This is a genomic window from Cellvibrio sp. KY-GH-1 (assembly GCF_008806975.1).
In the GTDB taxonomy this organism is placed as follows: Bacteria; Pseudomonadota; Gammaproteobacteria; order Pseudomonadales; family Cellvibrionaceae; genus Cellvibrio.
This window is the reverse complement of sequence record NZ_CP031728.1, coordinates 120160-136276: the sequence shown is the minus strand read 5'-3', so window position 1 is coordinate 136276 and position 16117 is coordinate 120160. Positions and strand designations below refer to the sequence as shown.

The following is a 16117-nucleotide window of genomic DNA, read 5'->3' as shown; positions in this document are numbered from 1 at the left end:
TTTTTAAGCAGGCCGATGTTGGCTAATAAACTATTCGTCTAGCAACGAAAAACTTCGTTATAAGCTAATAAAAAATCAGTATTTTTCGTTTATAAACATCCTCCCTATGATTGCGCCGACTTCGGGAATTTATGTGCCCGAATAACGCACCGACAAATTTCCTGCGAGGTTTTTATGGGAACCCATCGTCCAGAAATCGCCAACAGTATTGAAGATGTATTGGCCGAGATAAAACGTCAGCTGGCACATATTCGCTACGGTTCTGTGGAGATCCAAATCCACAACGGGCAAGTCGTGCAGTTGGAAAGCCGCGAGAAAAAGCGCTGGGATAAAGGCGTCAACGCCCGTTAAATCCATGGCTTTTTTTAACCATAGATTTTGTTAGCTATTTAATTTTTTATTAAATATAACTTACTAAAAACACTGACCGGACCACCGGATGTGACACCCAAATTTTGGAGATTAGCATGTTATTAGTTACCCAGTGGTCACACAATAAAACCACATTGATTACTTCAGTTTTCGCACGCAATGCATTGTTCACTGCAGTAGGCTTGGCAATTTCTGTTAACGCCTCCGCGGGCTTCCCTGCTATTTATGGCAAGGTTCAAGTAACCGCTGGCCAATACGATTTCGAAAAAATTGCCTTTGCCCCCACCGCCGCTGGCGCCACGACTTTCCGCCAAGTTGGCGCTACTGATGTGACCGATGAACTGGATAGCTTCACCGTAGAAAGCATTGGCTCACGCCTGGGTGTGCAAGGTGATTTTGATGCAGCCGCCGGCCTGAATGTGTTTTACCGGATTGAATACGGTGTGGATTACGACAACGGCACCAACAGCAATGGCCGCGAGCTGGTACAGCGCAATATCTTCGGCGGCCTGCGCGGCAACTGGGGTGCGTTACTCGCCGGTAAAAACGATACCCCGCTGCGCTCACTCGCGGGTCGCAACGGCACCATCGTTAAAAATTCTTACGTCCCTGCGGTGCAAAAAACTGATATCGACCGTTTCAATGAAGCGCCTTTGGCCGATATAGGCACCTACTTGGTCGGTGAAAACCGCGTCGATAACGTTATCCAATACACCTCGCCCATCCTGCTTGGCGGCCTGGAAATTAACCTTGCCGCAGTACAGGCAGAAGAAACGGGTGTAGAGCAATCTGCAACCAATCAACAGGATGACAACGGCTTTGCCTCTGGCCAATCAGTCTCTATCGGTTACGGCAAAAGCAGCTGGTTTGTGGGCGCCGCTTATGAAAGCAATGTTGCCACGAGCGATACAGCGCGTTTGGTAGGTGAAGTGGTTCTCGGCCCCGTCAAATTGGGCGCGATCTACCAAACTGCTGAAGCTCATGACGATGTTGACAGCCTGGGTGGTTTCACCAGTTTCGTAAACGCCACCACAACAACACTGGGTGCGCAAAATGGTATTAACCCACTGGCCGAATGGGATGGCGCCGCGGGTACAGTCTACAAAGAGCAAGATGGCTACGTGATAAATGGTGTTTGGAAAATCGCAGGCCCCTGGTCTGCCAAATTCCAATACGCCAACAGCACCTCTACCCCACTCAACACCACCTATGACGATGTAGACCTGGATGCATTAGCGCTGGGCCTTGATTACGCCCTGAATGATGCCACCCGTATTTTTGGTTACTACGCCGATGTGGAAGCCCAAGGCGATGCAGCCATCAGCACCAAAGCCACTACCGACAGCATTTTCGCATTGGGTGTGGACTTTCGTTTTTAATAAATAGCCGCTTTTAATTGAGGGGCGTTTTTAATAAATAGGCGCTTTTAAGAGAAAGGCGTTTTTAAGAGCCGCGCTTTTTAAAAAAGGCGTTTTTATTTTTGATCCACGACCTACACAAGGAAGTGTAGTGAAAAACCGTTGATGCCTATAGCCGTCAAGCTGACGTTATAAGCTAATAAAAAATCAGTATTTTTAGTTTTAACAGCATCTGAATATGATGGCGACGTCATCCAGGAGTTCCTGGGAAAAGTCGCAAGAGTAGAATATTTTCTAACGAGGTATGCAATGGGAACTCACCGCACAGAGTCGGCAGTCGTCCCGGAAAACACGACAAAGCAAGATGCAATTGTCGAAGAAGTTCTGGCAGAAATTAAACAACAACTGGCACTTATTCAATTCGGCTCATTGGAAATTCAAGTTCACAATGGCCAGGTAGTACAGATAGAACGCCGCGAGAAAAAGCGCTGGGAAAGAGGTGTAAACACCAACTAATCAGCGCGAATAAATTACCGCAACAGCTACCACGGTAGTAAAAAACGTTGCAAAAAAGATCAATCAGTAATCAACATCAAGACGCACTGTACTTAGCATTTTTAAAATACACCCAAATAAATCCACTGACCGGACCACCGGAGGTGATATGTGAACTACCGGAGATTAGCATGTCATTTCGTAACGCGTGGTCGGTTGTGCGATCACAAGCAACAGAATCAGTTATCAAGCGCAACGCCCTGGCGATTGCTGTAGGCGCTGCACTTTCTACCAACGCATTTGCCGGCTTTCCAACGCTCTACGGCAAAATTCATTTAACTGCCAATCAATATGATTTGGAAAAAATTGATTTCGCACCTACCGCAGCAGGTGCAACCACTTATCGCCACGTTGGCGCAACCAACGTAACCACCGAGCTGGATACTTTTGCATTGGAAAGCACAGGTTCACGTCTGGGTATTCAAGGCGATTTTGATGCGACTGCGAGCGTGCAAGTGTTCTACCGTTTGGAATACGGTATCGATGTGGACAACGGCACCAACAGCAATGGCCGCGAATTAAGCCAGCGTAATATTTTCGGCGGTTTACGCGGAACCTGGGGTTCAATCCTGTTCGGTAAAAACGATACCCCGTTAAAAACTCTGCAAACCAACACTGTGTTGCGCTCCGATCTGGATCGTTTTAACGATTCGCCACTGGGCGATATTGGTACCTATATTGTTGGTGAAAATCGTCCGGATAACGTTATCCAATACACCTCACCGATTTGGTTTGGCGGATTGGAATTAAACGTTGCTGCTATTCAAGCTGAAGAAACCGGAGTACCTGTAAGTGCTACCAACCAGCAAAACGACAATGGTTTTGCTTCCGGCCAATCAGTTTCTGTGACTTATGGTAAAGCCAAATGGTTTGTCGGCATCGGCGCTGACTCCAACGTAGCTACCACTGATGCAGTGCGCGCAGTGGGCGAAATTACTCTGGGCGCAGTAAAACTCGGCGCAATTTATCAAACGGTGGAAGCACATGACGATGTGGATTCACTCGGTGGATTTTCCAGTTTCGTCGGCACCAATGGCACCACTAACGGTGCACAAAATGGTTTGAACCCACTCTCTGAATGGGACGGCGCTTCAGGCAATGCCTTTAAAGAACAAGACGGATACATCCTCAATGCCCAGTGGAAAATTGCTGGCCCCTGGTTGGCGAAAATCCAATATGCCAATTCAACGACTACACCAACCAACACTGCATATAAAGATGCAGAACTGGAAGGCGTGATTGTTGGTGTGGATTACAACTTCAACCCCAACACCCGTGTATTCGCCACAGTCGCGAGTGTAGAAGTTGAAGGCGATGAAAAAATCAGCACCAAGGCAACCACAGACACCGCCTCGGCATTAGGTTTTGATTTCCGCTTCTAACAATCAGCGCAAGTCTTTAAAAAATTTTCAGAGAGAACGAGATTATGAAATTTTCTGCACACACATTTGGTAAATCAGTATTTGCTGTGATTGCCGCCAGTTTGTTGGCTGGTAGCGCACTGGCAAAAGACATCAACTTATTAAACGTTTCCTACGACCCAACGCGCGAACTCTATCGCGAATTTAACGCGGCTTTCGCCAAGCACTGGAAAGAAAAAACCGGTGACGATGTACACGTGGACCAATCCCACGGTGGTTCAGGTGCTCAATCGCGCGCGGTGATCGATGGCCTGAAAGCGGACGTAGTGACCCTGGCACTCGCCGGTGACATTGATCCCATCGCCAGCATCGGTAATTTATTGCCGAAAGATTGGGTGAGCAAATTGCCGCAAAACAGCGCACCTTATACATCGACCATTGTATTCCTGGTACGCAAAGGCAATCCCAAAAATATTAAAGTCTGGGACGATCTGACCAAAAAAGGTGTAGAGGTAATTACCCCTAACCCGAAAACATCTGGCGGTGCACGCTGGAACTATTTGGCAGCCTGGGCTTTTGCGGAAAAGAAACAAGGTAAGGACCAAGCCGGTGCAAAAGAATTTGTGCGCTCGCTGTTTAAAAACGTTCCTGTTTTGGATACCGGTGCGCGCGGCTCAACCACTACCTTTGTACAACGCGGTATTGGCGATGTGCTGATCACTTGGGAAAACGAAGCGTTTCTCGCGGTAAATGAATTAGGGGCCGATGAAGTGGAAATCGTTGTACCCAGCATTTCCATTCTGGCAGAACCGTCAGTGGCGGTAGTGGATGAAAACACCAAAGCGAACGGTACTGCGGAAGTAGCGAAAGCTTACTTGCAATACCTCTACACCAAAGAAGGCCAAAATATCGCGGCAAAAAATTACTATCGCCCACGCGACCCACAAGTTGCTGAAGCTTTCGCCAAGGTTTTCCCAAAACTGGATTTGGTAACCATCAATGATTTCGGTGGCTGGTCAAAAGCACAACCGGAACATTTCGGTGACGGCGGAATTTTCGATCAGATTTATCAGTAATTTTAATCCGCTTCTGCCGCCCCTTTTTGCAAATGGGTGAAGAGAAAATCCCTCCCCGACCCTCCCTTTTTTAAGGGAGGGAGTTTTACTACCCTTCGCACATTGCCAAGGAGAATAGCTTTTCCTTTGAAGCGGGGCGCGTAGCCAAAGGGAAATTAGGGGATTGAAAAATCAGGTTTCCTGAACCCCCAATTAAAAAAAGGGGTACTTACATTAGAGAGTTGTACATGAGTGAACTTACCTCTACGGCGCTGGCAACAGCGTCGCCTTTTTCCAGCCCTAAAAAGCGCTGGGTGAAAAAATCGGTTCTGCCAGGTTTTGGTTTATCACTTGGACTCGCCGCACTTTACGCCAGTCTGATTGTATTTATTCCGCTCGCAGGTCTCGTACTCAAATCGTTGGAATTAAGCTGGGCAGAATTGTGGGCCGTCATTAGCAATGCACGTTCAATCGCCAGTTATAAACTCACGTTCGGTGCTGCGCTCACAGCCGCCGGCATTAATTTATTTTTTGGTTTGATCGTCGCCTGGGTATTGGTACGTTACGATTTTTTTGGCAAGCGTGTTGTTGATGCACTGGTGGATTTACCTTTCGCATTACCTACCGCCGTTGCCGGTATTGCACTCACTGCGCTTTACACTACCAAAGGCTGGGTTGGCCAATGGTTTTGGTTAGCGGATATTAAAATTGCTTACACCTGGCTGGGTGTCACAGTAGCATTAACTTTTATTGGTTTGCCCTTTGTCGTACGCACAGTGCAGCCGGTACTTGCCGACCTTGAAGCAGAAGTCGAAGAAGCCGCAGCAAGCCTGGGTGCATCACGCTTGCAAACCTTTAGCCGCGTACTACTGCCAGCATTAATTCCCTCACTACTCACTGGTTTTGCACTGTCATTTGCGCGCGCCGTTGGTGAATACGGTTCAGTGGTTTTTATCAGCGGCAACATGCCCTACAAAACAGAAATCACTCCGCTGTTAATCATGACTAAATTGGAACAATTTGATTACGCAGGCGCTGCCGCTTTAGGTACGGTGATGCTGGTGTTTTCATTTGTGTTGTTATTGCTTATTAATTTGCTCCAGCATTGGAGCCACAAACGAACAGGAGGCTGAACATGGCTGGTGCAATTTCTTCCCTTGGTAGCCGCAAAACCGGTACTGCGCACGCCGCAACCAGTGAAGCGCCCTGGGTACGCGTTGTTCTAATTAGTATCGCATTAACGTTTTTAGCACTGTTTTTATTTTTACCACTGGTGGTTGTTTTTAAAGAGGCTTTTGCGAAAGGTATTGATGTGTATCTGGCATCGGTGAGTGAGCCAGCTGCTGCCCATGCGATAAAACTCACGCTCATCGCTGCAGCAATTGCGGTGCCTTGTAATGTGATATTCGGTTTAGCCGCCGCGTGGGCGATCGCCAAATTTGATTTCCGTGGCAAACAATTTGTGATCACCCTGATTGATTTGCCCTTTGCCGTTTCGCCAGTTATTGCCGGTTTGATTTATATGTTGCTGTTTGGTCGCCAGGGATTTTTCGGTCCCTGGCTGGGCGAACACGATATTCAAATTATGTTTGCCGTACCCGGCATTGTACTTGCCACCGTATTTATTACCTTTCCGTTTGTTGCGCGTGAATTAATTCCGCTGATGCAAGAGCAAGGTAAAGAACAGGAAGAAGCAGCCATCACCCTGGGTGCCAGCGGTTGGAAAATGTTTTGGCGAGTGACCCTACCCTCGGTGAAGTGGGCGCTGCGCTACGGCATGATTTTATGTAACGCTCGCGCGATGGGTGAGTTTGGTGCAGTGAGTGTGGTATCGGGAAAAATTCGTGAGCAAACCAACACCATGCCCTTACATATTGAAATTTTGTACAACGAATATCAGTTTGCCGCTGCCTTTGCCGTGGCCTCACTGCTGGCACTGCTGGCACTGGTAACCCTGGTATTAAAAAGCTTGCTCGAATGGAAAGCAGCGCGTGAACATGAGCTGGCCGTGCGTGCGGCAAGTGCTCAATAACCCGAAACCCGATTTTGCTTTATTTGCGCGAACTCTTAATTAACGAGAAAACTCTATGAGCATTCAAGTCCGCAACTTACACAAAAATTTTGGCAGTTTTGCTGCACTGAATAACGTATCGCTCGATTTCCCCACCGGCGAACTGGTCGCCCTGCTCGGCCCATCAGGCTGTGGCAAAACCACCTTGCTGCGCATCATTGCCGGCCTTGAAAACCCGGATGCTGGCAGCGTACTTTTCCACGGTGAAGACGCCACCAATGTGCATGTACGCGAGCGTAACGTCGGTTTCGTATTCCAGCATTACGCTCTCTTCCGCCATATGACGGTATTCGATAATGTTGCTTTTGGTTTAACAGTCCGCCCAAAAGAAACCAGACCTAGCAACGAGTTTATTAAAAAACGCGTGCACGAATTGTTAGAGCTGGTGCAACTGGATTGGTTGGCCGATCGCTACCCGCATCAATTGTCCGGTGGTCAACGCCAGCGTATTGCATTAGCGCGTGCACTGGCCGTTGAGCCAAAAGTATTGTTGCTCGATGAACCTTTCGGAGCACTGGATGCAAAAGTGCGCAAGGATTTACGCCGCTGGTTGCGCCGCCTGCACGATGAATTACACATCACTTCAATTTTTGTAACCCACGACCAGGAAGAAGCGATGGAAGTGGCCGACAAGATTGTGGTGCTCAACAAAGGTCAGATCGAACAGATAGGAACACCGGATGATATCTACAATAATCCGGCCAGCCCCTTTGTGTACGATTTTATTGGTCAGGTGAATTTATTCCACAGCCGCGTCGATAACGGCTGGGCTCATATTGGCGATTACAAACTGCCAGCCCCTGAGCACAGCAGTATTAATGATCAGGCCGCTATTGCTTACGTGCGCCCGCACGACATTGAATTGAGCGAGCAACCCAGCGATGGCGCTATAGCTGCGCAAGTGGCTCACGTTAGTACGGCCGGTGCGGTATTGCGCATTGAGTTACAACACCAGCTCAATAGCGACGTATTGCACGTGGAATTGCCGCGCGCACAAGAACGTTCATTAAACCTGAGCATTGGCGCCAGGGTTTTTGCACGCCCAACCAACAGCAAAGTGTTTCTGCAAAAATAGTTTTCCCCTGCGTTAACCTGGAGGCGATAATGAAAGCTATCGCCTTTTTATTATTTTTCCGTTGGTAATTTTGTTATAAGTTTATAGATTTAAATTCCTTCTTAACTGCACAATTTACCGAATAGAATGCTTACACAATTTTACTTGTTAATGACTATTAAAAATCATTAGTAACTGGTCAAAGAAAGCTGAAATATTATCAAACACTCATTGCGGCTAATAATAGAAAAACGCCGTTAATAACAACACACGTCGTACATTTTTTGTAAGCTAATTTTTTTGAGGACTTATCGTGAGCCAGGATTTTAAACAACCGGTTCTTTTATCCCTGGAAGGTGGTAATGCACAACCCTTATCGGTGCGGGCAAAAGCCTTGGTCTTTTCCGACCCCATTTCCGCCACTCTGCTCGAATATATCGAGCGCATTGCTCCTAGTGAAGCGCCAGTATTAATTGGCGGGGAAACAGGTACGGGCAAGGAATTGGTCGCGCGCCACATTCATTTACTCAGTGGTCGTAAAGGGCCGTTCCTCGCCGTTAACTGCGGCGCGATTAGCGATCAGTTAGCCGAGAGTGAATTATTTGGCCATGAAGCTGGCGCGTTTACCGGCGCCGTGGGTAAACGCGAAGGCTGGTTTGAAGCTGCTAATGAAGGCACTTTATTTCTGGACGAAATCGGCGACCTACCATTGCCACTGCAAGTAAAATTGCTACGCGTATTGCAGGAAAAAGAAGTGGTGCGTATCGGCTCACGCAAATCCATTCCGGTGAATGTGCGTTTAGTAGTAGCAACCAACGTCGATTTGGATTACGCCGTTTCCGCCGGGCATTTCCGGCGCGATTTGCTCTACCGCATTAATATCGCACACGTAAAATTACCACCGCTGCGCGAGCGCCCGGGCGATATCATGCCGCTAGCTGAGCATTTCCTGAAAACCTATGCCACCAAAATGGGCCATCGCCTGCCGCAATTTTCCAGCGCGGCGATTGAATTGCTGCTGCATTATTCCTGGCCGGGAAATATTCGCGAACTGGAAAACGTGGTGCACTTTGCATTGCTGGTTGCCAGTGGTGAAAAAATTGAACCGTCACATTTAAAAGTGACCGGTGGCTGGAATACCGGCAATAATTTTCAACAGGTTCCGCAGCCGGTACACGCATCGCAATTTGTGCAACCCTTTGCCCAGCAATCGCCGCAAATGACACACAACACCGGCAGTTACAACTCCGGAAACAACACTGCCAATGCAAACGCGACAGGAGCCAATAGATTCGGCGCTAACGGTTTTGGCAATCCCCCTACCAATGCCCAGGGTGGTAGCGATGGCGATGACCCTATGACTGCAATCACCAAACAACTGCGTCGTTTATTTAACGAGCAAGGCAATGGCAATCACTTTGACAGCCTGGAAAGGCTGATTGTGCATGAAGCCTTTGCTCACGTGCGTTCAAATCAGGTTCACGCGTCGGCGTTACTCGGAATTTCACGCAATGTTATGCGCACTCTGTTAAAACGCCATGGATTGTTAGTGGAATCGGGTTACGCTAAGGGCAGTGACGCTTCATTAACAGATGATGAACCCGTACTATCTACATTGGACGCCAGTCTCGCGAGTTGAACAACCCTCTGCCCACTATAGGATGTGACAATCCCATTAGAAAATTATTGTTAGTTCCACTCATGAATTGCAGCAGCTATTAACGAATGGCATAGTGCGCCTTATTTTTACCAATAAGGCGCACTATGTCAGCATCTCAAGACTCGCAACAAATCCCTCCCACTACTGCCCTTCCCCCTCCGGCAGTCAGTTTTGTGCAAGCGTTTTTATTTTGGTTAAAACTCGGCTTTATTAGCTTTGGCGGTCCTGCCGGGCAAATCGCCATCATGCATCAGGAATTGGTAGAGCGTCGGCGCTGGATCAGTGAAAAACGTTTTTTGCACGCGCTGAATTACTGCATGCTGTTACCCGGACCAGAAGCGCAGCAATTAGCGACTTATATTGGTTGGTTAATGCATAAAACCTGGGGCGGCATAGTGGCGGGGGTATTATTTGTATTGCCCTCGCTCTTTATTTTAATTGGCCTCTCCTGGGTTTATATCGCCTACGGCGATGTGAGTTGGGTGGCCGGATTATTTTACGGCATCAAGCCCGCTGTTACCGCGATAGTGATGCAAGCCGCACACAGAATTGGCTCACGCGCATTAAAAAATAACTGGATGTGGGCCATAGCCGCCGCCGCATTTGTTGCCATCTTTGCCTTGCATGTGCCCTTCCCTTACATCGTTATTGCCGCCGCATTGATTGGTTATTTTGGAGGAAAAACTAAACCGGATTATTTCAAAGCCGGTGGCGGGCACGGCAAGGCCGATAAAAATTTTGGTGCAGCCTTGATTGATGACCACACACCCACACCAACACACGCCCTGTTTAGCTGGTCGCGTTTATTGGTAATTACTCTATGTGGAATATTGTTGTGGGCGGTGCCGCTCGCACTGCTCTGGAGCTACTTTGGCTGGCAACATACACTCACCCAAATGGCCTGGTTTTTTACTACGGCGGCACTGCTTACTTTTGGTGGTGCTTATGCCGTACTGCCCTATGTTTATCAGGGTGCGGTTGGCCACTACAACTGGTTAACTCCCACACAAATGATCGATGGCCTCGCATTGGGTGAAACGACTCCCGGGCCGCTGATTATGGTGGTAGCGTTTGTTGGTTTTGTCGGCGGTTATGTAAAAGCCGTGTTCGGGCCGGACATGTTATTTGTCGCTGGCGCCATTGCTGCCAGCATAGTCACCTGGTTTACTTTTTTGCCGTCGTTTATTTTTATTTTTGCCGGCGCTCCGTTTATTGAAACTACCCATAACGATATAAAATTTACCGCTCCGCTCACCGCCATTACCGCTGCCGTGGTAGGGGTAATTTTAAATCTCGCTTTATTTTTCGGTTACCATGTACTCTGGCCCACCGGATTTAGTGGATCATTTGATTGGTTATCCGCAGCAATTGCACTGACCGCTGGTGTTGCGCTATTTCGCTATAAAGCGGGAGTAATCAAAGTGATTGGGGTATGCGCGTTGGTGGGGTTGCTGAAAAGTTTATTGATCTAAAAAACTTGTAATGATCATGAAAATACTTTCTATAACATTTCAATAACGCTCCTATAACATCGCTATTTAAAAAGCCCGGGTTGTTAATTCCAACCCGGGTTTTTTTGCGAGGACTTTTGTAGAGCCTTTTTTTAATAGACGCCGTAAAAAATGCCTCTGCCGATTAACCACCAGTCTCGGTAACAACTGACAAGCGATCTATTCCTGCTTTTTCAATCAGCACCATTACCTTGGCAACAGTACCGTAATTAACCGCCTCATCGGCATTCAGGTTCAAACGCAGCTCAGGGTCGGCGGCCTTACGGCTTTCCAATTCCTGCTGGATAATTTCCAGCGAGTATTCATCCTTATCAAGATAAATTTTTCCCTCTGCATTAATACTCAGCACGATTGGTTTTTTCGGTTCCTGAATTTGCACCGTGGTTTCGGTATCGGGTAAATTTACATTAATCGCGTTGGTCATCAGTGGAGCGGTAATAATAAATACCACCAGCAGTACCAGCATTACATCCACCATGGGGGTAATGTTGATCTCGCTTAATACTTCATCGCTGTCACTACCAGTAGAAATCGCCATTACGCAAATACCTCTTTACCGTTGTCGGGTTTATTTAATTCCGATTTGCCTTCACGCACTACCGGTTGCACCTGTGCGGCTTTAACAACGGGCGCCGATGCTTTAATACGGAAACCAGATTTTTGCACCAGGCTGATAAAATCAGTTGCGAAATCATCCAGATCGGCAGCGATTAATTTCACGCGGCGCAAGAAAAAGTTGTAGGCCAGTACCGAAGGCACAGCCACAGCAATACCAATACCGGTTGCAATCAGTGCTTCACCGATGGGGCCAGCAACCACTTCAATACTGGCGGATTTGGTGGCCGTAATTTGCGTGAGCGCCTGGATAATGCCAAACACGGTACCGAACAGCCCCACAAAGGGCGCGGTGTTGCCAATGGATGCCAAAATCGCTAAACCATTTTCCAGTGAGCGTCGCTCCTTCTGGATTTGCTGGCGCAAATGACGTTCCAGTAAATCCTGACGATCCCAGCTGTGTTCCAAATCCGTTGCTGCACTTGCATCGGCATTGCGCAGGGTTTGGAAACCAGCCGCCGCAACACGTGCTGTAGCGCCTACGTATTTTTCAAAAGACGCTGCTGCATGTAAATCTGCTGCTGACCAAAAGGTTTTGGTGAAGCGGCGATTCTGGCGCGACAGGGTAAAGTGTTGAACGCCTTTAATGACAATCAAGGTCCAAGTAATAATTGAAAACGCGATCAGCGCCCACAAAGTCCACTCAACGATATGCTGGTACAGCTCAGACATAATATTTCTTCCTAATCAATTTCGAATTAACACAAATAAATAAAAAAATTTTTACAACATTTTTTGCGAAAGCGACGCGTTATGAATTCGATAATTTGAAATCAATCGGCACTTCTACCCAGGAATCCACTGGCGTTTCGCCCTGCTTGGCCGGTACAAATGACCAGCGCCTTACCGTATCTATCGCCGCCTTATCCAACACGTTGCGTCCGCTGGAAGTTTTCACTTCCACCGATGAAGGCTTGCCATTACCTAACACATGCACATTTAAAATAACTGTACCTTCCCAACCGCGCTCTACTGCCAACTCTGGATACTCCGGCGCCGGGTTGCGCAAGTAACCTGGATTTGCCGTTGCTGGCGTCACTGGCGGTGCAACTGGTTGCGGCGGCGGAGGCGGTGGTGTTTCTACCACTTGTTGGACCGGTACAGGCTTGGGTTTTTCTACCGGTTTCGGCTTAGGATTTTCCGGCGGTTGTGGCTTTTCCACTTTTGGCGGCGGCGGCGGTGGCACCTCTTCCGGCGGAATGACCGATGGTGGTGGCTGCTCTACCGGTGGGCGATACAGTTCCATGGTCATAGGCGGAATTTCCGCTTTGGTAATTGGCACTTCGGGTTTGAAATAAAAGTAGGCAAACACCGCAAAGTGCAAACCAATAATAAATGCCAATGCAACAACGCCTAATGCGCCGCGATATTTTGGATAGACCAATTCAATTTGTTTATCCAGGCTGTATTCGCGCGGAACTAATTTGACGATATCAGCCGATTTGCGTGGCTTGGCGACAGGTTGCGTGTGGCGTAGTTGATGGCGCGCATGGCGACGATCATAACTGTAGGGTTCTGAGTATGCATGGGCACTCATATATATCTCCCGCCCTGGGTTGGGCTCACTGGAATCGCTTGTGGCGATTACAAAAAACAACAATTTGCAAATGCTTATCCAACATTGTGTGCAGGCATAATCATTCACCGCTGCGAGGGGTTTTGCAGCAAGCGTGCCAAAGAAATACTATTTTTAGCGTTGGTATTTAAACCCTTGAAAACAGTCAGCTTATTGTGCGGGCGATGCGATATGTCACAACTTCAACGCCCAACAAGGCACATGGCATGAATAGCGATTGTTGAATTGTCAGCAGAAAATTTGCTGGGTATTAATCAGTTTATTTTCACAAATGACACTAAACTCTGTTTAAATAAACGCAGCCAACAAAATTCAAACTTGCTAAATGGAGCGTTTAAACGTTCGCATAAGCTTATGAATTATTTGGCTTTCAGAATTGTAAAGCGAGTCGCTAGAATCAGCGTGCGTGCGATTTTTCCACCAAGGTTTGCCGTGGCAATTCCAGCAATAACCACTACACGCGTCACAAGTTTCACAACAAAACTTCTTTAACAACCTCTATACACACTCGAAAAACGGAGCCTTTCATGTCTGAACATTGGAAATTTGAAACTCAATCGGTACATGCCGGTTACACGCCGGACCCAACCACAAAATCGGTTGCAGTACCTATTTATCAAACTGTGGCCTATGCATTTGATAGCGCGCAACATGGCGCGGATTTATTTGATTTAAAAGTTGCCGGGAATATTTATACGCGCATCATGAACCCCACCAATGATGTTCTGGAAAAGCGCGTTGCGGCATTGGAGGGAGGAATTGCTGCGTTGGCGTTAGCATCCGGCCAGGCAGCAGTTACCTATGCGATACAAACCATCGCGGAAGCGGGAGACAATATTGTTTCCTCCTCCGCGCTTTACGGTGGCACTTACAATTTATTTGCGCACACCTTGCCGCAATATGGCATCACCACACGCTTTGCGGATCATCTAAATCCGGATTCTTTTGAGCCGTTAATTGATGAACGCACCAAGGCAATTTTTGTGGAATCGCTGGGCAATCCACAAGGCAACGTCACTGATATTGCACGTGTCGCAGAAATTGCCCATCGGCACGGCGTGCCATTGATTGTCGATAACACTGTTGCCACACCGTATTTATTGCGCCCGATTGAGCACGGTGCAGACATAGTTGTGCACTCACTGACAAAATATTTAGGTGGGCATGGCACCAGTGTGGGCGGCGCTATCGTGGATTCAGGAAAATTTCCCTGGGCAAGCTACAAACAAAAATTCAAACGATTGAATGAACCCGATGTAAGTTACCACGGTGTGGTGTACACCGAAGCACTTGGCGCCGCTGCCTATATTGGCCGCGCCCGCGTAGTCCCCTTGCGTAACACCGGCGCCGCGCTTTCACCGTTTAATGCATTTCTGATTTTGCAGGGCATAGAAACTCTCGCCCTACGCCTGGAACGCATTAACGACAACACGTTGAAAATTGCCGAATACCTGGAGAAACATCCCAAAGTAAATTGGGTAAATTACGCGGGTTTACCCAACAACCGCTATCACGAACTTGCGCGCAAATATCTCAAAGGCAAAGCCTCGGGTTTATTAACCTTTGGATTAAAAGCCGATGATGGCCGCGAGGCGGGTGCGCGTTTTCTGGATGCACTGCAACTGTTTACCCGGCTGGTCAATATTGGCGATGCTAAATCTTTGGCTACTCACCCGGCCTCCACGACTCACCGCCAATTATCACCAGAAGAATTGGCGAAATCCGGTGTGGGATTGGATACCGTGCGATTGTCAGTGGGTATAGAGCATATTGATGATTTGCTCGCGGATTTGGAGCAGGCATTGAGTAATGTGTAAGTTTGTCATTCCCGCACTAAACAAGCCTCGTAAATACCGTGCTTGGTTAGCCGGAGCCGGTTCATTGGCGCTGGGGGTTCTATAAAAATAAGGGCGCATCCGGCGCCCTTATTTTTTAACGTTCACTTTTTTACTGTGCATGACCCGAGTGATTTAGTGCGGCGAGTTATCCCCGTGGATCGGGCGTCAACCGCAGATAGGGCTTAACTACTTTGTAGCCTTTAGGGAAACGACGGGCAATTTCTTCCGCATCTTGCAATGCGGGAACTATCACCACATCGTCGCCAGACTTCCAGTTACCTGGCGTTGCCACCTTGTGGTGTTCGGTTAATTGCAGCGAATCGATCACGCGCAGGATTTCATCGAAATTACGACCAGTACTGGCAGGATACGTGATAATCAAACGGATTTTTTTCGCCGGATCGATAATAAATAAGGAGCGCACCGTTAGGGTAGCATTAGCGTTGGGATGAATCATGTCGTAAAGGCTGGATACTTTGCGATCCGCATCGGCGAGGATTGGAAAATTCACCTGAGTCAGTTGCGTTTCGTTTATGTCACTAATCCACTTGTTGTGCGAGTCCACCGGATCAACACTCAACGCGATAGCTTTCACATTGCGCTTGGCAAATTCGTCTTTCAACTTGGCAGTCAAACCCAATTCGGTGGTGCACACCGGGGTAAAATCCGCCGGGTGGGAAAACAACACACCCCAGCCATCCCCCAACCATTGATGAAAACTAATCGTACCCTGCGTGGATTCCTGAATAAAATCGGGTGCTTCATCACCTAGACGTAAACTCATTCTCGCCTCCTTCGGCTGTTTTTTAATTGCGTTTATTTGACGAAATATTTTTTCAAAAGAACGTCTTCAAACGTTTTTCAGTCAGTCACTAGCCTGAGTTGCGAAAATATAGATCACGCTTCAGCAATCGAAAAAGATTATTTTGGACTTTGCTTAGAACTGAATACAGTTATACCGAAAGTTATAAGCACATAAAAACTTAGTATTTCCCAGCACAAATCCACCGCTATAGCATGCCCTCCAAGCTTACAAAGCGCTGAATAAACACCTCGACAGAACGGCAATACCTACCAGAAAACTGGACTGA

At 47.8% G+C, this 16117-nt stretch carries 15 protein-coding genes; 11 read left to right on the top strand and 4 right to left on the bottom strand.

Annotated elements, in window-relative coordinates:
• The first annotated feature begins 174 nt into the window (after positions 1-174).
• From D0C16_RS00465 to chrA, 10 genes are all read left to right on the top strand, one after another.
• Complete coding sequence (locus D0C16_RS00465; RefSeq protein ID WP_151030517.1) at positions 175-351, top strand: YezD family protein; 177 nt, start codon at positions 175-177, stop codon at positions 349-351.
• 116 nt (positions 352-467) lie between these two features.
• Positions 468-1751, top strand: coding sequence for a porin (locus D0C16_RS00460; RefSeq protein ID WP_151030516.1), 1284 nt, complete (start codon positions 468-470; stop codon positions 1749-1751).
• A gap of 288 nt (positions 1752-2039) precedes the next feature.
• Positions 2040-2246 carry a YezD family protein gene (locus D0C16_RS00455; protein WP_151030515.1) on the top strand — a complete coding sequence of 69 codons (207 nt, stop codon included), beginning with the start codon at positions 2040-2042 and terminating at the stop codon, positions 2244-2246.
• A 170-nt stretch (positions 2247-2416) separates the two neighbouring features.
• A complete protein-coding gene (locus D0C16_RS00450) occupies positions 2417-3667 on the top strand; it encodes a porin (RefSeq protein WP_151030514.1) in 1251 nt (416 codons plus the stop codon).
• A 44-nt stretch (positions 3668-3711) separates the two neighbouring features.
• Positions 3712-4722 carry a sulfate ABC transporter substrate-binding protein gene (locus D0C16_RS00445; RefSeq protein ID WP_151030513.1) on the top strand — a complete coding sequence of 337 codons (1011 nt, stop codon included), beginning with the start codon at positions 3712-3714 and terminating at the stop codon, positions 4720-4722.
• 227 nt (positions 4723-4949) lie between these two features.
• On the top strand, positions 4950-5834 hold the full coding sequence (gene cysT, locus D0C16_RS00440) for a sulfate ABC transporter permease subunit CysT (protein ID WP_151030512.1): 885 nt from the start codon (positions 4950-4952) through the stop codon (positions 5832-5834).
• Between the two features lie 2 nt (positions 5835-5836).
• Positions 5837-6733, top strand: a complete 897-nt coding sequence (gene cysW / locus D0C16_RS00435) for a sulfate ABC transporter permease subunit CysW (protein WP_151030511.1) — start codon at positions 5837-5839, stop codon at positions 6731-6733.
• Positions 6734-6788: 55 nt separating this feature from the next.
• Complete coding sequence (locus D0C16_RS00430) at positions 6789-7847, top strand: sulfate/molybdate ABC transporter ATP-binding protein (RefSeq protein WP_151030510.1); 1059 nt, start codon at positions 6789-6791, stop codon at positions 7845-7847.
• A 292-nt stretch (positions 7848-8139) separates the two neighbouring features.
• A complete protein-coding gene (locus D0C16_RS24660) occupies positions 8140-9465 on the top strand; it encodes a sigma-54-dependent Fis family transcriptional regulator (RefSeq protein WP_304487103.1) in 1326 nt (441 codons plus the stop codon).
• Positions 9466-9590: 125 nt separating this feature from the next.
• Positions 9591-10958 carry a chromate efflux transporter gene (gene chrA, locus D0C16_RS00420; RefSeq protein ID WP_151030509.1) on the top strand — a complete coding sequence of 456 codons (1368 nt, stop codon included), beginning with the start codon at positions 9591-9593 and terminating at the stop codon, positions 10956-10958.
• A 163-nt stretch (positions 10959-11121) separates the two neighbouring features.
• Here the strand turns inward: chrA and D0C16_RS00415 are convergent, their stop codons facing one another.
• From D0C16_RS00415 to D0C16_RS00405, 3 genes are all read right to left on the bottom strand, one after another.
• A complete protein-coding gene (locus D0C16_RS00415) occupies positions 11122-11535 on the bottom strand; it encodes a biopolymer transporter ExbD (RefSeq protein WP_151030508.1) in 414 nt (137 codons plus the stop codon).
• Positions 11535-12284: a MotA/TolQ/ExbB proton channel family protein gene (locus tag D0C16_RS00410; RefSeq protein ID WP_151030507.1), complete on the bottom strand. Its 750-nt coding sequence runs from the start codon at positions 12282-12284 to the stop codon at positions 11535-11537. The genes D0C16_RS00415 and D0C16_RS00410 overlap by 1 nt, the downstream gene beginning before the upstream one ends.
• Positions 12285-12363: 79 nt before the next feature.
• Positions 12364-13149: an energy transducer TonB gene (locus D0C16_RS00405; RefSeq protein WP_151030506.1), complete on the bottom strand. Its 786-nt coding sequence runs from the start codon at positions 13147-13149 to the stop codon at positions 12364-12366.
• 566 nt (positions 13150-13715) lie between these two features.
• Here D0C16_RS00405 and D0C16_RS00400 point away from each other — a divergent pair.
• Entirely contained in the window at positions 13716-15005 is a 1290-nt protein-coding gene (locus D0C16_RS00400; protein WP_151030505.1) for an O-acetylhomoserine aminocarboxypropyltransferase/cysteine synthase family protein, read from the top strand.
• A gap of 166 nt (positions 15006-15171) precedes the next feature.
• Here the strand turns inward: D0C16_RS00400 and D0C16_RS00395 are convergent, their stop codons facing one another.
• Positions 15172-15810 carry a peroxiredoxin gene (locus D0C16_RS00395; protein WP_151030504.1) on the bottom strand — a complete coding sequence of 213 codons (639 nt, stop codon included), beginning with the start codon at positions 15808-15810 and terminating at the stop codon, positions 15172-15174.
• Positions 15811-16117 lie beyond the last annotated feature (307 nt).